Below are 18,057 nucleotides of genomic sequence, written 5' to 3'. Positions count from 1 at the left end.
GGCCTTCTGAAGCTGCGTTGCCACTGTGTCGGACGCGGCCGGCCTGGTCATCACACGCAGCAGTGTGGGGCAACAGGCTGACTGCTGCGTGAGTCTAACGAGCGAGGCGAGACAGCGTTTCTGTCCCAAGCCGGTCCCCAGGCCTAGCTTGAGCAACGGCACATTGCTCGGCAAGAGGAACTTGACGTGGCGTGCTCCGCAGCAGACGAGCGGCCACTGGCCGTGCAGCGGCAGCTTCCGGGCCGGGCGAGGCGGCGTACGGATGCCCTACGCGAGTACGAGAAACTCAACGCCGAGCGCCGCAGCCGTGTCCCCAGCGAACTGTGGCCGTTCTTCGCCCCCGGCGCTGACGAGTGCTTTCGCTGGCGGGTCGAGCTGGACTGCGGCTGCATCACCGAGCTGCTGACTCACAGCGAGTGCACTCCTCCGAACGAACGCCGGTGGGGCAGGGGGTGGACTGACGAACCTCTTCCTCCCGGGCAGTTGTACTGCGAGCACGACGAATCCGTTCCCGTCCCCTACCGCGAGATCACCGAGTGGAAGGATCGCAGGAAAGTCGCTTTTCCCGCTGATACGGCGGAGCCGCCCGAGTGGATCACCGCCGACGTGTGGGCGGTGCTGCGCCGCGACGAGCCTCATACCAAGGCATTCTGGACAGTCTTGTTGGACTGCGGGCACGGCACAGAGGTTGTGGCGCCGTCGCTCGGCTGGAAGCCCGAACATGGGCCCTGTGTGGTGGACCCCGTCAGGTGCGGGAGATGGCCGAGGAGTTCGACCAGGCATCAGCGGCGGACTCGGCACTGCTCGAGACTTCCGACGGTCAGCACATGCACCGCATGATCGCGGCAGGCTGGCCGAGCCCACGCCCGGAGCAGCGCTGCTCTACGTGCGTCCACGCTCGCACAATCATCGCCTACCAGGCCGTGGGCTGGCTCATCCCGCGCGGCACGACGCTCGAAAAATCCGCAGTGCAAGCGCCTCGCGATGCCCTGGAGCGCCGACTTCGCCGGGCGGAGGCCGACGCGGAGCGGCTACGAGCACAACTGGCCCGGCTCGATGAACGAGACAAGGACTGACCTCTGCACAAAGGCCGCGGTCAGGATGGCGCCGCCCCGACAACAGCCGAGCGGGCCTATGCCGGGCGGCGGCTGGCCGCCCGGGCTCAAGGCCTCGCTCCCCCGCCACCGCCACACCGGACGACTACGCGGTGGTCAGTCGGTTGACGCCTTGCGGTAGGCGTAGTCGATGGCCCACTGGTCGGGGTAGTCCTCGATCGCGTCGTCCGGCAGACCGAAGCCGATTGGGTCTGGTCGCCTGCTGCGGTTGCGGGGGAGCGTCTTGAGCCAGCGCTCGAGTTCTTCGCGGTGGTAGACGTCCCAGAAGCCGTCGCAGGGCGGGCCAGCGCCGAAGCGCTCGCGGGCCCGGGTGGCACGGGCGCTGAGGGCGAGGTCACCTGCGACGAGGCGGTGGTACACGGCCATCCAGGCGCTCCTACGCCGTAGGGAGACGCCGCAGCCGGTGAGGAACGCGGTGAGGAGTTCTGGAGTGGGCAGCTGGGGCCTTTTCCAGCTACTGAGGAAGCGGTCGAGGGTGGTGTGGGCGAGGTGCCCAGGCGGGGCCGCGGCTTCAAGAGAGCGGCTGGAGGGGGCGGGGCGTCGGCCTGGAGGTGGATGTAGCGCATCGCGGTCCGCAGGTCGGCAAGGCTTCCGATGTCGCTCGGGGCCAGATGCGGGGGCGGGTCGCCGGGCCTTCGGCTGCTCTGGAGGGCTTCCTGCACGGCGCGGCCCCACGCCTTGTGCTCGGCGTCCCAGACAACGGCACGGGCGGCCTTCAGACGCAGCCGCAGCGCCTTGCCCACGCTGCCGCCGCAGACCGTGGCGAACGCGGCGATGACCTCCCGGGTAGGGATCTGCCCACCGGCCTCTGCGCGATGGAAGGTGGCCGCTGAGTACCCGCCGCCGTCCGGGTGCGCGGATATCTCGCGGTAGCTGAGGCGGGCGGTGCGGCGAAGGCCGCACAAGCACTGGGCGAGCGCGCGCAACTCCTCGCCCGCGCCATCCGGGAGCGGCCTTTCGGGGCGTGGCACGGCCCGGTTCACCGCCCCGCACGGCGGCCACGGTGCCGCCGACGGACGGGCCCGGCGCCGGTGGTGAGGTCGGCCAGCTTCACAGCGGCCGCCGGCAGTGTGACGGCCTCGACGACGGTGGCGACGTCCACTCCGACGGCAAGCGCGCTGGCTGCGGCGAGCAGAACGGTGACGACCACCAAACGGCGCCGGACACCGGCCGGCATCCGGCCCGCACGGCTCGTGGAGACGATGCAGAGCAGGCGGGTGGACCTGGGCTTGGGCATGGTTGGGAAACTCCTGTCGAAGAGGGAGACCGGGACAGACCTGAGGAGCCGCCAGAGCGCCCTTGCCGCAGGGAATTTGGCGGGCCGCTGGGCGCGGCATCCTGCGGCCGGGATCCACCATGGCGCGCAGGTGCCTCCGAACGCCAACGCGCTGTCTTGGGCCGTCGCATACTTGCCCCGCCACGTCCACGGGATCGCGGCGAACCCTGTACCGCCTCCGACCGCCCTGGCCAGCGCAGATGCTGTACCCGCGTGTCAGATCCGCCCCAGCTGTCCCGCGCCCCAGTAGATGCCGGCGCACCTTGGGTTGGTCTGTGGCCCTGGACACCGGAAGGCCCGTCGAGCCGGCCGTGATGCTCGCTTTGGTGCCCTGAGCTTCCCCCGGTGTGTGGGAGGTGTTGATCAGCTGGTCAGAAGGGGTTGACGTGGTTTCAGGTTCACTTGTTCGGTCGTCGCATGGTTGGCGTAGTGCTTCTCCTCGTATTCGATGGGGCTGAGGTAGCCGAGTCGTTTCTGGACGCGGCGGGGATTGTAGAACCCGTCGAGGTATTCGAAGAGCGCGAGGTTGGCCTCGGCGCGGGTGCCGAAGACGCGGCCGCGGATGCACTCGGTCTTGATCAGCATCCACAGATTCTCGGCGAGCGCGTTGTCGTAGGAGTCCCCGATCGCTCCCATGGACGCGTGGATTCCCGCTCTGAGCAGGCGTGTTGTGAGCTTGATAGACGTGTACTGACCGGGTTCAAGGGGTCGTTGCAACACCGCTGGTTTGGAGCGAGAGTAGCTGATCGTCGAGAGCCTCCGCAGGAGTTCTCCAGCCGAGTGTTTTCCGTGGTCGGCGTGGTGCACGAGCCGGCCGGGAGCGACCTCGCGGGAGGCCAGCGCGTACTCCAGTGAGGTGAGGACCAGGTCGGCGTCCGCGCGGGCTGAGGTCTCCCAGGCCACGACCCTGCGGGAGTAGGCGTCCCGGATCGCGGAGAGCCACAGCGGCCCCTCGATGGTGGGGATCATGGTCAGGTCGGTGACCCACAGCCGGTTCGGTGCGGGGGCGGTGAAGTCGCGCTGCACCAGGTCCGGCGCGGGCTCGGCGTCCGGGTCACGCCGGGTGAAGCCCTTGCCGTGCTTGCGTGGGCTGATCCCGGCGATGTCGGCCTCGCGCATCAGCCGCTCTACCCGCTTGCGTCCCACCGCCACACCCGCGCGCTCGAGGACGGCGTGCACGCGCGGCGAGCCGTAGATCCCGCCGGACTCGGCGTGGATCCGCGTGATCTCCTCGGCCAGCTCCGCATCGCGGCGGCGCCGCTCGCACGGTTCCCGTTCGGCACGGCGCCACCGGTAGTAGGTGGAGGAGGCGATGCCGAGCTCCCGCAGTACGCACTCGACCCCCAGGTGAGGATGCTCGTCGAGGAGCGCCGTCACCTGGTCCGGGTCGGGTCGAGTTGCGCCGCGAAAAACGCCGACGCCGTCCGCAGCACCTCGTTCGCCCGCTTGAGCTGGGCGTTCTCCTTGCGCAGGGCGGCGAGTTCCTCGCGCTCGGCGGTGGTGAGCCGGTCGTCGCGCTCGCCGGCATCCGCCTCGGCCTGCCGGATCCAGTTGCGCAGAGCTTCGGGGTGGACGCCGAGGTCCTCGGCCATCCGGCGGATGACGGGCTTCGGGTCGGCGGCGCGGTACATCCGCACCGCACGCTCACGCAATTCCTGCGGGTACTTCTTCGGGGCGGCCATGGCCTCGGGTCCTCTCATGAGACCCATCTGAACCGCTGTCACCATCCTCCGCATCCCGGGGGAACCTCACCCTTACACAAGTAGTGCTTGGAGCCGGCTGCGGCGTCGATGATGTCAAGGGTGGGATCGGTGGGCTGAGTGGCGATGTCCGCGCTGCCTGACTGCGGGTGGTTCGGTGGGAGCCGGTACGCCGGGGCCGTCACCCTGTGGGTGACGGCCCCAGCGCCTTCTCGGTGCCATGCTGGCCTGTTCCACCGCTGGTCCGTGGTGGTGCTCTGTGCCCTCCGTCTTGCGGTCGTCTCGGCATGCCGGGACGGCCGCAAGGCTGTGGGTACGGTTCGGTACCCCCCTCGCAGTCCGTCAGCCCCCGGGTGGTGGGTTCATGCGCATCTTTTGGCCCGGGCCGGCTGTGCTTCGGGCTGTCGCTCTTCTTGCGGTGGTGGTGGCGTGGCTGTCACGCGTGGTTCAAACAGCTCCTTCCTGCCGGTGGGGTCTTCTGGTGTCGCGCCCTCTTCCTGTGGGCGCGGCTGTCATAAATGGAACGGCATGGTCTACTCCCGGTTTCGGGGGCCGGCGGGGTGCCTGTGCCGGGCGAGGGCGATGCTGCCGCCGGATCCGGCCGCCAGGGCGATCGTGCCGACGAGGACGGCGGCCGCGCTGGAGACGGTGGCGCCGACGGCCGCGACGAGACCGATGATCATGGTGATTAGAGCGGCGATGGTGAGCCTGTTCTGCGGCCTGAGGGTCACGGGGCCGGCCGCGGGCGTGTGGTGCATGTCGGTGGTCTCCTTGCTGTCCGCGTCGCTCGCGCCGCGGGGATCGGCCGTGCCGTTGACGTTGATGGTGTTGCCGCAGACACGCGCGTCCTGCTCGGCGACCAGCGCGGCGAGCACCAGGCCCTCCAGCTCGCGCTCGGTCATCGTGGTGGCGTCCGGCCGGGTGTCCAGCTCGGCCAGGACCTTCGTGAGCACCGTCTCCAGCATCGACTCGGCGTCGCTGTCGTCGGCCAGCAGCCGGGCCACCCGGCCGAGGGCGTCGCCCGGCCCGCCGGGCGCCGACAGCTCGGCGAGCAGCGCGTCCACCGCGCTGACGGTCGGGGCGGCGGTCTTCTCCTCGACGACGGCCGGGTGCTGCTGCGCCGCGTCGTCAGCCTCGGCCAGCTCGGCGAGGCGGGACATGTAGGCGTCCCAGTCCTGCGGGCCGCTCTGCTGAGCCTGTTCTGCTGGCGGCGCATCGGCCTCTCGCAGGATGTCCATAAGGACGTCGTGCGCGTTCCTCATTTGGTGCCTCTCTGGGGCGTTGACGGGACTGGTGGAGCGTGGTGCGGGGTTGCAGCCCCGCAGTGCGGAGGGTGTCTAGGCCTCCTCCTGGAACCACGGCGAGGGCCGGGTACCGCGGTCCCTAGAGGGGGTCTAGCGCAGCTCGTCGAGTTCGTCGCCGGGGACGGACCTCATTCGGGCCTCGGCCTTCTTCAGCCGCTTGGTGACGGTCTTGCGGTCGATCCTCAACCGCTCGGCGATGGCGACCGGGCCGAGGCCGGCCATGTGGGTCAGGAGGTAGATCTCCAGCTCCTGCCTGTCCGGCAGGTAGGCGGCCAGCAGAGCCTTGATCGCCTCCCGCCGGTCGACGCCGTCTGGGCCCGACGTCCTGCCCGCCGCGTCCTCGGGCTCGAGCGGCTCCTGCGTCGGCACCTCCAGCCCGCCCTTCAGTCCCCTGTTCCGGAGGAAGTCCGCGCTGGCGAAGGCGTAGCAGCTCAGCATGAACGGCCAGGGGGTGTCCGCCGTGAAGGCGAAGCCTGGCGTCATCCGTGCCCTGTAGTAGCGCACGTTCACGAGCTGGTGGATCTCCGACAGGTCCGGCTCGGTGTACCCGGCCCCGCGGATCTTCCCCTTCATCGCCTCCCAGTACTGCTGCAACTCCTCCTGGACCTGCTTGCGGAGCAACTGCGCCGCCTCGCCGTCGTCGGCATCGTCGGAGTCACTGCGCGTCTGCCGGGGGAAGCCCGGCACCTCGGAGACGTCCGGCACCGGGGACGGGAGGGGCTGCTGCGCACGGGCCGCGGGGCCGGCCGGCGGCGCGGCTTCGCGCGGGGGCGAGCTGCCGTCCGGTCCGTGTTCGACGAATCCTGCTGTCATGGTGTGCTTGGTCCTCGCTTCGTTCGGTGGCCCTTCGGCTGAAGAGTCGTCACCGGTCCCGGGAACGGGGGACGGATCCCGAAAAGACCTTCCGCCGCCGCGAGGATCCGGTAGATGCAGCGGGCCCCGGCCATACGGCCGGGGCCCGATTCGGGAGCCGCGGGCGGCTTCACTTGCTGTGGAGCAGCACCCACACGAGCGTCGCGACCGCGACGCCGACGCCGAGCGCGATGCCCAGCGCCGGGTGGAGGAACGCGATGTACGTGACGATCCCGCACACCAGCACCACCACGAGCGCAATCAGCAGCCTGTTCTCGTTACTCATCAACAACTCCCGGCTCGTCATCGGCAGTAGACCCGTGGACCGGGATACTGCGGGGCGGCACCTCGGCGCCCTCTCGCCACAGAAGTCGAGGAAGACGGCCGGGACGGGGGAGACCGCGGACGCGGCTGTGGCGGGTCGGTGATCGGGTGAGGAGGGTTGTTTGCGGGCTGGGGGTTGATGGGTTGGTTGAGAAGGTCCGGGCTGTGGTGGGGTTGTGTTCGGGGTGGGACGGATTCTGAGGGGGGCCGTCGGCTGGTTGTCGTGGCTGGTTGACCTGGGGGTTTTGGTGGTTGGTCGAGAATTTGTTGATGGCGTGAGAAGTGGTGGGGATTTCCGTGGTCTGGTTGAGAGCCCTGTATGCACCTGGGTGGGCTGGGGGCTGACGCCGGTTTGGCCTGGGGGTTTAGTGGGTGTGGTGGCGGGTCCAGGTGGTGAGGAGGTCACGGGGTGGTGGGGTGAGGTGGGGCAGGCCGAGTGCGGTGGCCGTGGTGTTGAGGAATGCGCGTACGGCTGGGTGGGGGTGGCCGTGGCGGGGTGCGGGGAAGAGGGCGGTGGTGGCCAGGGCGCGGGCGAGGGTGACGGTTTCGGGGTAGGTGACGGCGTCACGGGCCAGGAGTGTCCAGGAGCCGGTCACGGGCCGTACGTCGGGGTTGGTGGCCTGGAGGAGGTGTCGGCGGTGCTGCCAGCGGGCGGTGAGGGTGGCGTGGGTGGAGTGGTCGTGCCAGCGGGTGGTGATGGCGGTGGCCCAGGTCCACGCGTCCGCGGTGTCTGCGCGGCGGAGTAGGCGCTGGTGGCTCGTGTGGGCGCGGGTGAGTTCGGGGAGCGTGGCGGTACTGAGGCTGTGGTGGGGGCCGGCGGCCCAGTGGTGGTGGTGCGGACACAGCCGTGTGTGGTCGGGCAGGTAGGCCAGGGCCCGGCTGGTGGTGCCGTGGGCGCAGCGTAGAGCAGGGTGCAGGCCGCCAGTTGCTGCGCGGTGTGCTCGGTGCCCGCGACGGGGCGGTGGAGTTCGACGAAGGCGCACAGCCACTGGCACCGGCCGCTGCCGGTGGTCGCGGTGTAGGCGAGCCGGTACGACTCCTCGGCCGGGCAGGTGGGGAGCGGGAACGTGGGGATGAGGTCAGCGGTCTGCAGCTCCGTGCAGGTGCGGGCATCGGTCGCGAACGCGGTGTGCACGCGGCCGAAGTCGAGGAGGTAGCCGAGCCTGTACCAAAGGGCGGTCTGCTCGGTAGGCCGATGAACGGGCGTCCGGTCCGGGGCGGGCGGTGGGCGATGAAACGGCGGTAGATAATCCGGTTGGCTTGTCAGGACCGACCGGTAATCTCCCGTCATGACGACTGCTCGCCGCCCGCGTTTCTCCGAACGCCTGGGCCTTGCCGAGTTCGATGACGATGCGCTCTACGAGGGAGTGCCCCGCCACCTGGTCGGCCCGCTGCAACGCTGGGTTGGTACGCACTTCAGCGACTACGACGAGGTAGCCGAGTTGCTGTGTCTGCGATTGCGTTTCGCCCTCCTGCCCGGCGAGAGCCCTAAGTTCAAGCTGACCAGCACGGACGGCATGGACCTCCTCGACGTCGTCGATGCCATCCTGTCCCACGAGGACGACGACGTCGGCGGGGACTTCGAGGACGAACTCGCCCGGATCCTTGGAGAGGCGGGCTCGGCGTACCGGGTGTCCAGCAACGGGCGGTTCCTGGAACTGCGTATGGACGAGACGGTCCGGGACGCGGTCGATCTCGCGCAGGCCAGCGCGACCGCCGCGACGGCCGGCTCGGCGTCGGAGCATCTTCGGGAGGCGTGGCAGAACGTCTACGGTCGCTCGCCCAATCCTTCGGTGGCCTACAGCCAGGCGATCAAGGCGGTGGAGGCGGCCGCGCACGCGGTGCTGGAGCCGAACAACGCGAAGTCCACGCTCGGCACGATGATCCGCAACCTGCGTGATGCCCCGCAGAATTTCCGGGTCGCGATCGACGGCCCGTCTGGCGGGGAGCCGGGACCGGTGCTCGGGATGCTGCAGATGCTGTGGCAGGGGCAGACGAGCCGGCACGGCGGGCAGACGCCGACCCGTCCGGAGACACAGGAGGCCGCCGAGATGGCCGTGCACCTGGCGGCGGCGCTCGTGCAGTGGTTCACCGCTGGCGCGGTCACCCGCCGCACGTAACTACCAGCGCGGGCGGCCGGTTCGCAAATCCGTTCGCCCGGTGGCTTGCTGATCGGTAGCGTCCCGGCATGGTCATCAACATCTCGGTCGGCAACGCGTGGGACGTGTTGCGCGGTGCCCGTTCCGTACCGCCCGGCCTGGCCGCGTCGTCCCGGCCCCGGCGGCGGGTCTTCAGCGCGTCGCTGGAGCAGGCGGAGCAGTTCTTTCGGGCGGCGGCCGCGGTGGGGCCGGCGACGCAGCCGGTGCTGGTGTTCTACGGGCTGAGCCAGGCTGGCCGGGCGATCGCGGCGAGCGCCAAGGCGCTGCCCGGGGACAGGTGGGAGCTGGTCGGGCACGGCATCCATACGGTGGAGCCGCAGCGCCCGCTCACGGAGGTCCGGGTGACCACCGATCCGGCGGGGAACCAGGGCAGCTTCGTGCGGCTGTCCGAGCTCCTCGACTCCCCGGTGTGGGGAAGGGAGCCGGTCACGCTCGCCGAGCTGTGGGACTGCCTGCCCCTGAACACCCACGCCCCGTTGGACCCCGCGCACACCGGCCGCACGACACCGCTGCTTGTCGCCCACCGCAGTCTCTCCGACGAGCCGCACCCGCTGGCGAGCGTTCCCGTGACCTACTTCCCGCCCCGGGTCCTGGAGGCCGATGACACGGTCACGGCGTTCCTCGCCTACCTCGAGCACTTCCCCGACGCGCTGGGCTACGACAGCTACGTGCGCAAGAGCATGAACGGCGCCGAGCCGGCCCTCGACCGATACCAGGACGGCTGGAGCGAGGTGGTGATGAACTGGGCGGATCCCGAGGGGAGGCACGCGTTCCCCGACGAGCACCTCGACCGTCTGCGACGCATCACCCGCCGACACAACGGCGCCTGGTACTTCACCCCGGCGGTGGCGAAGTCGGCACGTGGCATACACTCGCTGATGGCCTGGTGGGCGGTCCTGCACGCGCTGTCCACCCTTGCCCGCTACCAGCCGGCCCAGTGGGCCCGCCACATCGACGTCGACGCGAGCGTCCACGCGGTTCCCATCGAGCGGCTCCTGGCCAAGGCCTGCCACGTCCTGCCTGTCCTCATCGCCGAGACCCTCGACGAAGTCACCACCTGACCACCGGCTTGGCCCGGCGCCGCCCCGGCTCGCCGGTGTGCTTGAGGCGGCTGCGGGCGGTGAAGCGGTCCTCGCCGGACAGTCCGGCCCAGTACGTGTCGGTCCACACCGCGTGGGCGGCCTGGCGCTCGGCTTCCTCGAGCCGGGCGGACTCGGCCAGCTGTTCCTCGGTGAGTCCTTCGCGGGCCGTGTCCAGGTCGCCGCTGAAGGCTGGCAGCGCGGCCAGGTGCGCGCGGCGTTCGGCCTGGACGGCCTCCAGCGCCCGGTGCGCCGCGATCAGGCCGTCGGGGTACTCGAACGTTGTCTGCTGCTTGCCCATCGCACGATCGTACGGGCGCTCCGGCCGGCCTTCGTCCGAGCCCCGCCGCCGGGCCCGCCGGGAGGGGTCGGCCGGTCCCTCGCCGTGCACTGTCCGGAGGGCCGACGGGCCGACCGCGTCCTCGTCCTGGCCGGCCTCCGGCCGTACCCCGCCGCGGACTGCCTCTACCTCAACCATGTCCGCGCCGGCGAACTGCGCGACGCCGAGCACTGGTTCCACCAGGCCGCCCGCCTCGGCGAGGGCGCCGCCCCGCAACCCCTGCAGCCCACAGTGCCGGACATGGCCGGCTACCCGCACCTGGCCCTGCTCCTCGCGCCCCCGATCCCCGACACCGCGGCCCTGCCGAGCCCGGACCCCGCCCTGCGCGACGCCCTCGACGGCCTCCCCGCCGCGGTCGACGAGATGTGCGGCCCCTTCACCCTGCCCACCGGCGACATCACCCACCAGCTCCAGGAACTCGCCACCCACTGACCCGCCGCCCCGGCCGGGCCCGCCACCGTGAGGGCCCGGCCCCACCGAACCCTGGGAGATCCCCTCGTGCCCACCCGCGACCCCGCGACCCTCGCCCTGGCCACCTCCGCCGCCGGCTACCTGCTGACCCTCACTGTCCTGGCCATCACCGCGATCACCGCCCCTACCCCCGCCCGCCGCCACGAGGCCCGCACCATCCTCGCCCTTCTCCTCAAGCGCAAGCCCTGACCGACGCCGAAGCCCCAGGGCGGTGCTGACCGTCGGACATCGCGAAGGCGTTGGCCACCAGTGGTGGCCAACGCCTTCGGTTCAGTCCGTCCAGGGCTAACTCCGCTGCGCTGATGAAGCGCTGATGGGCTGCCCATCGGGCCACGGCGCCGCGGTTGCGGGCGGTGAACGAACCGGTGTTGGGGGGTCCGGCAGTTACCTGGCCTCCTCCCGCGGCCGGCGCCCCGCTCTCTCGCATGACAGGTGAGCGTTTATCGACTACAAGACTCGTACTCGACAAACGCTCAGTTTGCTGCTGTCATGGTGACCATGAGTACTCCACGAATGACCAAGCCGACCATTGGGGTGCTGGAGGTTCTCCTGGCCGCGACTGACGACGACCCCGCCTGGGGCCTGAAGATCTGCGCCGAGGCCGACTTGGGCTCCGGCACCGTCTACCCCATCCTGGAACGCCTCGCCGAGCGCGGCTGGGTCACGTCGTCCATCGAAACCGCCCCCCACCCCAGCCGTCCGCCCCGGCGCTTCTACCAGCTCACCGGAACCGGACGGCTCCAGGCGACCGAAGCGCTCCGTGCCCGCAGACAGCGGCGACACTTCTTCGGCGCAGCGGGAGCGAGTGCGTGATCCGCTACCTGCGCGCGTTCACACAGACTCTCGTTGGCAGAATCGCGTTTTTCTCGGCCGCCATGTTCGGCACCGCGTCGTGGCTCTCGATCGTGCTTCAGGCGCGGGACATGCAGCCGCTCGGCATGCGCGCCGCCGTTTTCGCGCTGGGAATCACCTTGGGCGTGGTGAGCCTCTTCGGCGTTGCCCATGCTGTGGCCGGCTTCCTCATCCACGGCTTGCGGGCGCAGCTCGACAGAGACGAAGCCGAGCAGGAAGTGATCCATCGGGAGCTCGTCACGTTCCGACAGAACGTGACGAGTTTTAGAGCCGAGATGGACGCGGCGTGCGCCGCCATCGAGGACCCCGTCGCACGTGAGCAGGTCCAGCAGGCCTATCTCGGGCGAAAGCTTGTCTTCACGTTCACCCTCAACGGGTACGAGGAGAGGGTCTCCCGGATCACCCAGAACGCTCGGTGGCGAGAGCGGAGGATCACCGCAGCCGAGATGCTCACCGGAGGCCGGGCCTGGCGCTACCTCTTGCGGGCTTGTGGTTCCCATCAGCCCGGTCAGGCGCTCACCTCCGTCGCTGCTCGGCTGGCCGGCTCGCGCCACGCCCACCTCCGCGAGGCATGGCAGGCAGACCTCGCGGGAGCCCCCGAATACGGCATCGAGGTCACACCCCGCCAAGCGCGTTTGCTGGGTTTGGGATTTGTACTCGCCGGGCTAAAGCTGCGCCTGCGCACCCTCGGAGCACCGCTGTGGGTACCGCTCGACTGGTTCTGAAGAGCAAGGCTCGCAGCAACAACACGATCTCCGTTGTCGTTGGTGCGGTAGCCATCTACTTCCAGAGCGCCAACGGCCTTCACGGCCTTCTGACCGAAGGCCTCGGCACCGGCGTCACCGTCTACGGACTCCTCCAGGCGGCCGTCGGCACCCTGCGCCGACACCGGGCGATCGAGCTCAGCGACCCGCCCGAGACGGTCGACCAGGCGCCCCGGTAGTCGTCAGATCCCGGATTGGCGCCACTCAGCTTCGGGGGCATGGTCTGGTGGCCTCGGACGGCAACACCCTGGACCGGCGCAAGACCTGGCGGCTGGAAGGCGCCGCCGGGCTGGACGCGGCCGCCTCCGTGCTCGGGATGGTCCGCTCGGAGGTGGGCGGCACCGCCCGGGGCGCCGGCCGCTCAGGTGCGCAGCATGCGATGGCAGTGAACGAGACCGTGCTCGCGTTCGTTCTCGGGGGCTGCGGGCTGCGGGCTGCGGGCTGCGGGCTGCGGGCCGGGGGCCGCGGGCGGGGTTGGGACGGTGCGTTCCTGGTCGACGGAGACCGAGTTCCTGCTGCCCGGCGGCAGGCGCAGGGTGCGGCCGGACGGTGTGTGGCGGGCGCCGGAGGTCGGGGTGCCGGTGTTGATGGTGGAGGTGGACCGCTCGACCATGGCTCCGGCCGATGTGGCGGCGAAGTTTCCCCGGTACCGCGAGCTGTTCCGCGCCAGGGTCCGCGACAACGACCCGGCCTTCGCCGGCCGTGAGCCGGTTGAGCGGACGGTGCACTGGTGGCGCCGCACCTGGCCCGGCCACACCCGGCCCGGGTACCCGCCGGTCGCGCTGGTCGTCACCGACGCCGGACCCCTCGCGCTGGCCAACCGGCAGCAGGCCGTCGCGGACCTGTCCGTCGACTGCTGGTGCGGCCGGTGGTGCAGGGAGGTCCGCGACTACAACGACGACGGGTGGCGCGAGTACGACGACGCCGTGCCCATCGTCGCGACCACCCTGGAGCTGCTGGCCGAGCACGGGCCGCTCGGGCCGGTGTGGTGGCGCTTGGGCCGCTCGGGTCGGCACTCCCTCATCGAGGCGCTGGAGAACCCGGACGACCGGGCCGCCTACGACCTGCGCCAGGACGCCCGCGAGGACGAGCAGCAACGCGTTCACCAGGAGCTGATGGACTTCCTGGCCTGTATCGACTGCGGCGACGTTCCCGGGGAGGAGAGCACCTGGGAGTACGGCTCCCAGGGACAGGTCGAGTGGACCCGCCGCCCCGGCGGCCACTGCTGGCCCTGCCACCAGGACCGCGAGGAACGCCTGGAACGGGAGTCCCAAGAACAGCTGGAGGCCGCCCGCACAGCCAACGCCGCGCTGCGCCCGTGCTGGTCGTGCCGGGGCTCGATTGGGGGGAAGGAGGGTTCGAAGCTGGAGCTGCGGGAGAAGGCCGGGCCGGACCGGCTGGAGTGCCCCGACTGCGTACAGGCCCGCGCCGCGAAGGACCTGGGCCCGCTGATGCTGCCGGTCCCGACCAAGCGCGAGCTGGTGGCCGCGCTGGTCTCCACTCCGGACGATCCGTGGTGGGAGGACCGCGTGCTGCACGCCAAGCTCTATCCGCCCAAGGACCGCGACAGGTGAAGGCAGGCGGCAGCCGGGGGTGCCTGCCGCAGGGTAGGAACGAGGGGCCGCGGTGCCAGCCTGATCGCTACTCTGGGGCAGTTCTCCGGACCGGAAAGGGGCCACTGTGCCCAGTCGGATGAAGGCTGTCATCGGCGCCGTGGTCATCGGCATGGCCAGTCTGCTGGTCCAAGCCGCCAGGAAGCGGCACGACGCCGTGGAGATTGAGGCAGACGAACTGCCTGCCCGGCTTCTGACACCTGCGGAACGCGAGTTCGACGCGATGGTGCACGAGGTCGCCGACGGCATGAGGAGCGTCAAGAGCGTCTTGACGTACGGCTTCAACGTGACAGCGGAGTTCTGGAGCGGTTCCAGGAAGCAAACTTGGCACGCGGACTACGTATTCGACAGCGAGACGGGCAACTACAAGTGGTCGTGCCCCTACCCGAGCGCGGGCGAGCCGCGGAGGTTCGGCGACGAGGTCCGACGGCGAATCAGGGGAGAAGGCTCGGAGTACTGGTAGTCGGATCTGTCCCGGGAGGGCAGAGCGGTCGACCGTGCCGCCACCACGCACCAGTGCAGCTGAGGGCCGGCCCTCAGCTGCACCCGGTTTGTCAGTCCTGATTACGCAGCGAACCGATGATGACTTTGTCTCGGCTGCGGCGCCAAGCGGTCCAGCCGTCAGCAGCGGTGTGAGCGGCGGCTACGGCCGCCCCGGAGGGAGTCCGGTACGCCTTGCCATCGAACTGCAGCCAGCCGTTGGGCAGGACGGTAGCGAGATGCTTCACGCCCAGGCGGGGACGTGACCAGTAGAGCTCCTCGCCAGCTACGAGGTCGCCCCTTTCCAACATTGGCGCCAGGCCGCCCGGTGTGGTGCTGGTAGCACTGCCAGAGCCGCCCTCGGCAACGCGGATGTCGATGTGGATGTCGTCGCCCACGGTCTTGGTTTCGACCGTGGCGTTAGGCAGTGAGACGCGGATGACTACGGCCACTTTGGAGCCCCCTAATCTAGGTCTTCCACTTCTCAGAATAGTACAACTTTGAGCCGTCGCGAGGTCGCTCTGTGTGACCTGTTGGCCGGTGTGGGGGTGTTTTGGCCTCGTTCGCCGTGTTGTCTGGACCTTTGGTTGGACCTATTGGGGACTCGGATAGGGTTGGTGTGGGTCGGGGTTTGGTGACTGTGTGTGGTGTTGGGTGGGGTCGGGGGTCGGGTCGGGGCCGGTTGGGGGGTCGGTCTGGTGTTGTGGGTTGTTTTCGGGGGTGAATTCCGCCGGATATTTGGCCCGGTTGTTTTAGCGGATTGGTTTCTGGTGGTGGTCTAAATTCGGGCCGGATTTGCGGGTCAGGGGTGCTGGCGGGGGTTGGTGTTTGGTTTCGTCCGGGCCGGGCCCGCCGCCCCTGGTGGCCGTGCCCGCCTTGCTGCGCCGCCGTCCGGGGCCGTCCGGGCCGCGCCGTGTCGCCGTCCTGCCGTGCTGGCCGCCGTCCGGGCCGTGTCCGCCGCTGCGCCCCCTCGCTGGGCGGCTGGGTGGCCGTCAGGCCGCCGTGGAGACAGTCCCGGCGCTGTCCTGGTGGTGCGGGTGGGTTCGCCGGCCGCCTCGGCGGTTCCCTGCGCCGCCAGGCGCCCCGCCTCCTGGTCGCCCGCCGTGCCGTGCGGGTCCGCTGCGCCGGCCTGCCGCTGCTGTGCCGTCGCTTGCCCGAAGTGCCCGGGGCCGGCCCGGTGGGGGCACAGTGACGGCAGGCCCGGGAGGATGGCCTCATGACCACGCGTCCTCCAGCCACCGGCCCGGACAGGCACCTGGCCACCGTCCGCGAGGTGGCCCTCATGTGGGCCGGGCACTACCCTGGGCCGTTCCCCGAGGTGCCGCTCGACGACAAGCTCGACCTGGCGTACCTGGACCTGACCGTGGCCGGCTGTGTCTCGACCTATCTCGGCAATGGGGGTGTTCCCGGTCACGGCCACCTCGGCATCCTCCGTAACTGCCTGCCGGAGCTTCAGACAGCCGTCGTCCTGCTGGAACGGTCTGCGGAGTACCACGAGGGCCTTACGGCCTTTCGGCGCCTGCTCACGATGGCGGAACTGATCCTCGCCGCCGGGTCCTGACCTCGCCGCCCGCCGCTGCACGCCGGCGTGGCCTGGTGCCGCGTCCCGCCGGTCCGTTGCTGGGCCCCTGGGCGCCGCCCTGGTCGGCCGGCAGGGCGTCCCGCTGCGCCGGGTCGCCGTCCGGGGTGCTGTGCCTGGCCGGTGCTGCGCCGCCGGGGCGGTGCGCGGGCCCGGCGGCGTCCGGGTCTGCTGCGCCCGCTTGGCCGCCGCCGTGCCGGGTCCGCGGTCCAGGCCGTGCCCCCGTCCGGGTGCCCGCTGTCGCCGTCCGGGCCTTGCTGCGCCGCTGTCTCGGAGACCGCGCCCCGTCCGGGTGTCTGCTGCCGCTGTCTGGGGCGGCCGGGTCCGCCGAGGAGGTCGGCCGTTGTCGGAGCCGGCCTTCTAGGTGGTCTTGCCCTGGTGGTGGCGCTCGGCGTCCGGGACGGGCGCCGCTTCGCTTGGGCCGTGCGGTGCTGCGCCCGGGGTGCTGTGCTTCTGGTTGCCGTTCTGGTCGGCCGTCAGGCCGATTGCCCGTCAGAGACGGAGCCAGTTGTCGGAGCTCGGGATGCGGATCCCGCCGTACAGGTGGTCGTCCGGGTCGCCCTGATAGCAGCCCGAGCCGTCGCACCCGGGGCACGTGGCGCTGATGAGGTGGGTCTCGTCCGGACCGTCCGGGATGTCGACCTCCCCGGATCCGCCACAGTCGCTGCATTGGTACCAGTACTCGGGGTCCTCCACCTTGCCCTGGCCGTCACACACGGCGCACCCGGCGCTGCCGGGGCCGCCCGAGCCGTCGCAGTTGTCGCATTTGTACCAGAACTGCTTGTTCTCCACCGATACCTCGCTCATCCAGCTGTGTGGTGGAAGTGTGCCGCACCACCCGGTTGCCCCGTGTCGTGCCGCTCTCAGCTGCTTGTTGGGGGCGGGTGGGCGTGTTGCACCCCGTGTTGCACCGGGTGGCGCCGGCTGGCCGGCCTCGACGGCCCGCCCGCGTCGCCCGGTGCCGGGCCCTGGCCGTCGTCCTGGTCGTCCGCCAGGCCGTCCGTTGCGCCGGTCTCGGCCGTCCGGCCGTTGTGCCCGTACCCGTCCTGGCCGCCCGGTGCCGTGCCCCGCTGCGCCCCGCCCTGGCGGCCGTCGTGGCCGCCGTCCTGGTCCGGCGTTCGGTTTGGTATCGCCACTCCGGGAATTGCCCGGGTGACGCTGGCGGGATTTTCTGGGCGGTTGGGAAGGGCGGTCGTCGTGTCGGAAATGGGGGCCGTAGGCCCCTTTCCGAGGCACCCGAATTCGATTCCCCGCCGCTGCGCCATGAAAAGGGTTCGGATTGCCGCTGGAAAGGGTGTGGGAGGGAGTTCGGATGCCCGCCGGGAGTGCGGCCGGATGGAGGCGTGATGGGCGGTTGTCGAGAGGTTGCCTGTTCGCCGATGGCGCCCGCCGGGGAATCGGTAGGATAGAGCTGTACGGAAGCCGGTGATACGCCGCCTGAAACCCCTTGAAAACCCTCCGGATTCCGGTCGGGAGTCTGCGGTTGAGGGCCCGCCAGCTACCGCCGTGCGGGGCGCTCGTGAGGGCCCGCCACCCGGTGCCGGGGAGGCCGAGCCGGGGCCGATGCCCGGAGGTTGCTCCCGAGGGCCGCAGGCCCCGCCCTAGGGGCGCCGGATGGGCCGTCGGCCCAGCAACCAGGCGGCTGACCGGCCACCGGCCGGGACCGGCGGAGGGCCCCCGGGGGTGGGGTTGTGACTGATACCCGAAGTCCGCGTCACATCGTCAACGCCGAGGGCCGCAGGCCCCGGCCGGCACTCCCGCCCGTCCGGAAGGATGGGCCACTACCCGAGTTTCGCGTCACATCGTCAACGCTCGCCCCCGGGCGCAGCCCGGGAAACCATGCCAGCGAACCGGCCCGTAGGGCCGTGAAAACACCAGGCGAACAAGACGGGAAAGCCGACCGGTTGACGGGCCGTAGGCCCGGGGAAAAGCCCCAGGAAAGGCGGAGCGCAGCGACGCCCGACGCCCGCCCCAACGGCGCGCACCAAGCCCAAGGATTCGCCACCGGCGAATTCCCCCAACCACCCACCGCCCGCCGAGGCGTAGCCGAGGCCAACGCCACGCATGGTGACGGCGTAGCCGGCACCCCCGGCTGACGCCGCGTCAGCGGCGCCCCGGCCGCCAGGCCGGGGGGTAAGGCCCCCAGGGC

The 18,057-nt window shown here is 70.5% G+C and carries 23 protein-coding genes and 1 pseudogene; 11 read left to right on the top strand and 13 right to left on the bottom strand.

Annotated features, from left to right (window positions below):
• Positions 1–758 precede the first annotated feature (758 nt).
• Positions 759–1,076: a hypothetical protein gene (locus ACFVVU_RS36110; RefSeq protein WP_387794081.1), complete on the top strand. Its 318-nt coding sequence runs from the start codon at positions 759–761 to the stop codon at positions 1,074–1,076.
• Between the two features lie 135 nt (positions 1,077–1,211).
• Here the strand turns inward: ACFVVU_RS36110 and ACFVVU_RS36105 are convergent, their stop codons facing one another.
• From ACFVVU_RS36105 to ACFVVU_RS36065, 9 genes and pseudogenes are all read right to left on the bottom strand, one after another.
• Positions 1,212–1,481, bottom strand: coding sequence for a hypothetical protein (locus ACFVVU_RS36105; RefSeq protein WP_387794080.1), 270 nt, complete (start codon positions 1,479–1,481; stop codon positions 1,212–1,214).
• A gap of 613 nt (positions 1,482–2,094) precedes the next feature.
• Positions 2,095–2,352, bottom strand: coding sequence for a hypothetical protein (locus ACFVVU_RS36100; RefSeq protein ID WP_387794079.1), 258 nt, complete (start codon positions 2,350–2,352; stop codon positions 2,095–2,097).
• Positions 2,353–2,754: 402 nt separating this feature from the next.
• Positions 2,755–2,976 carry an IS3 family transposase gene (locus tag ACFVVU_RS36095; RefSeq protein WP_387794109.1) on the bottom strand — a complete coding sequence of 74 codons (222 nt, stop codon included), beginning with the start codon at positions 2,974–2,976 and terminating at the stop codon, positions 2,755–2,757.
• 243 nt (positions 2,977–3,219) lie between these two features.
• Positions 3,220–3,768: pseudogene (locus ACFVVU_RS36090) on the bottom strand (IS3 family transposase); the annotation flags it as partial.
• A complete protein-coding gene (locus tag ACFVVU_RS36085) occupies positions 3,765–4,091 on the bottom strand; it encodes a transposase (protein WP_387794078.1) in 327 nt (108 codons plus the stop codon). The pseudogene ACFVVU_RS36090 and the gene ACFVVU_RS36085, both read right to left, overlap by 4 nt.
• Positions 4,092–4,624: 533 nt before the next feature.
• Positions 4,625–5,353: a hypothetical protein gene (locus tag ACFVVU_RS36080; RefSeq protein ID WP_387794077.1), complete on the bottom strand. Its 729-nt coding sequence runs from the start codon at positions 5,351–5,353 to the stop codon at positions 4,625–4,627.
• Between the two features lie 132 nt (positions 5,354–5,485).
• Entirely contained in the window at positions 5,486–6,208 is a 723-nt protein-coding gene (locus ACFVVU_RS36075) for a hypothetical protein (RefSeq protein ID WP_387794076.1), read from the bottom strand.
• Positions 6,209–6,377: 169 nt separating this feature from the next.
• Complete coding sequence (locus ACFVVU_RS36070; RefSeq protein ID WP_387794075.1) at positions 6,378–6,533, bottom strand: hypothetical protein; 156 nt, start codon at positions 6,531–6,533, stop codon at positions 6,378–6,380.
• Positions 6,534–6,936: 403 nt separating this feature from the next.
• A complete protein-coding gene (locus ACFVVU_RS36065) occupies positions 6,937–7,554 on the bottom strand; it encodes a hypothetical protein (RefSeq protein WP_387794074.1) in 618 nt (205 codons plus the stop codon).
• Between the two features lie 306 nt (positions 7,555–7,860).
• Here ACFVVU_RS36065 and ACFVVU_RS36060 point away from each other — a divergent pair, with 306 nt between their 5' ends.
• Both ACFVVU_RS36060 and ACFVVU_RS36055 read left to right on the top strand, forming a co-directional pair.
• Positions 7,861–8,691, top strand: coding sequence for a hypothetical protein (locus ACFVVU_RS36060; protein ID WP_387794073.1), 831 nt, complete (start codon positions 7,861–7,863; stop codon positions 8,689–8,691).
• 68 nt (positions 8,692–8,759) lie between these two features.
• Positions 8,760–9,791 carry a YaaC family protein gene (locus tag ACFVVU_RS36055; protein WP_387794072.1) on the top strand — a complete coding sequence of 344 codons (1,032 nt, stop codon included), beginning with the start codon at positions 8,760–8,762 and terminating at the stop codon, positions 9,789–9,791.
• Here the strand turns inward: ACFVVU_RS36055 and ACFVVU_RS36050 are convergent.
• Positions 9,781–10,110: a hypothetical protein gene (locus tag ACFVVU_RS36050; protein ID WP_387794071.1), complete on the bottom strand. Its 330-nt coding sequence runs from the start codon at positions 10,108–10,110 to the stop codon at positions 9,781–9,783. The genes ACFVVU_RS36055 and ACFVVU_RS36050 overlap by 11 nt on opposite strands.
• A gap of 84 nt (positions 10,111–10,194) precedes the next feature.
• Between ACFVVU_RS36050 and ACFVVU_RS36045 the strand changes: the two genes are divergently transcribed.
• The 5 genes from ACFVVU_RS36045 (at position 10,195) to ACFVVU_RS36025 (ending at position 12,415) form a co-directional block, all read left to right on the top strand.
• A complete protein-coding gene (locus ACFVVU_RS36045; RefSeq protein WP_387794070.1) occupies positions 10,195–10,581 on the top strand; it encodes a hypothetical protein in 387 nt (128 codons plus the stop codon).
• Between the two features lie 66 nt (positions 10,582–10,647).
• Complete coding sequence (locus ACFVVU_RS36040; protein WP_387794069.1) at positions 10,648–10,809, top strand: hypothetical protein; 162 nt, start codon at positions 10,648–10,650, stop codon at positions 10,807–10,809.
• Positions 10,810–11,118: 309 nt separating this feature from the next.
• On the top strand, positions 11,119–11,433 hold the full coding sequence (locus ACFVVU_RS36035) for a PadR family transcriptional regulator (RefSeq protein WP_387794068.1): 315 nt from the start codon (positions 11,119–11,121) through the stop codon (positions 11,431–11,433).
• A complete protein-coding gene (locus tag ACFVVU_RS36030; RefSeq protein ID WP_387794067.1) occupies positions 11,430–12,197 on the top strand; it encodes a hypothetical protein in 768 nt (255 codons plus the stop codon). The genes ACFVVU_RS36035 and ACFVVU_RS36030 overlap by 4 nt, the downstream gene beginning before the upstream one ends.
• Entirely contained in the window at positions 12,173–12,415 is a 243-nt protein-coding gene (locus tag ACFVVU_RS36025) for a hypothetical protein (RefSeq protein ID WP_387794066.1), read from the top strand. The genes ACFVVU_RS36030 and ACFVVU_RS36025 overlap by 25 nt, the downstream gene beginning before the upstream one ends.
• Before the next feature lie 182 nt (positions 12,416–12,597).
• Here ACFVVU_RS36025 and ACFVVU_RS36020 read toward each other — a convergent pair whose 3' ends face one another.
• On the bottom strand, positions 12,598–12,849 hold the full coding sequence (locus ACFVVU_RS36020; protein WP_387794111.1) for a hypothetical protein: 252 nt from the start codon (positions 12,847–12,849) through the stop codon (positions 12,598–12,600).
• On the opposite strand from ACFVVU_RS36020, the gene ACFVVU_RS36015 reads away from it, so the two are divergent.
• Together ACFVVU_RS36015 and ACFVVU_RS36010 are read left to right on the top strand one after the other, a co-directional pair.
• Positions 12,773–13,810 (top strand): hypothetical protein, encoded by a 1,038-nt coding sequence (locus tag ACFVVU_RS36015; protein WP_387794108.1) that lies wholly within the window; start codon positions 12,773–12,775, stop codon positions 13,808–13,810. The two genes, ACFVVU_RS36020 and ACFVVU_RS36015, sit on opposite strands and share 77 nt — an antisense overlap.
• Positions 13,811–13,928: 118 nt before the next feature.
• On the top strand, positions 13,929–14,312 hold the full coding sequence (locus ACFVVU_RS36010; RefSeq protein ID WP_387794065.1) for a hypothetical protein: 384 nt from the start codon (positions 13,929–13,931) through the stop codon (positions 14,310–14,312).
• Positions 14,313–14,403: 91 nt separating this feature from the next.
• Here ACFVVU_RS36010 and ACFVVU_RS36005 read toward each other — a convergent pair whose 3' ends face one another.
• Positions 14,404–14,781, bottom strand: a complete 378-nt coding sequence (locus tag ACFVVU_RS36005; protein WP_387794064.1) for a hypothetical protein — start codon at positions 14,779–14,781, stop codon at positions 14,404–14,406.
• 764 nt (positions 14,782–15,545) lie between these two features.
• On the opposite strand from ACFVVU_RS36005, the gene ACFVVU_RS36000 reads away from it, so the two are divergent.
• The gene (locus ACFVVU_RS36000; RefSeq protein ID WP_387794063.1) at positions 15,546–15,890 is read left to right on the top strand and encodes a hypothetical protein; all 345 of its coding nucleotides are present in this window, start codon (positions 15,546–15,548) and stop codon (positions 15,888–15,890) included.
• Positions 15,891–16,400: 510 nt separating this feature from the next.
• Here the strand turns inward: ACFVVU_RS36000 and ACFVVU_RS35995 are convergent.
• Positions 16,401–16,715: a hypothetical protein gene (locus tag ACFVVU_RS35995; RefSeq protein WP_387794062.1), complete on the bottom strand. Its 315-nt coding sequence runs from the start codon at positions 16,713–16,715 to the stop codon at positions 16,401–16,403.
• Positions 16,716–18,057 lie beyond the last annotated feature (1,342 nt).

The organism is Kitasatospora sp. NPDC057965 (genome assembly GCF_042887135.1).
GTDB lineage: Bacteria > Actinomycetota > Actinomycetes > Streptomycetales > Streptomycetaceae > Kitasatospora.
The sequence above is the reverse complement of the archived record's forward strand: the minus strand, read 5'-3'. Positions and strand labels throughout refer to the sequence as shown.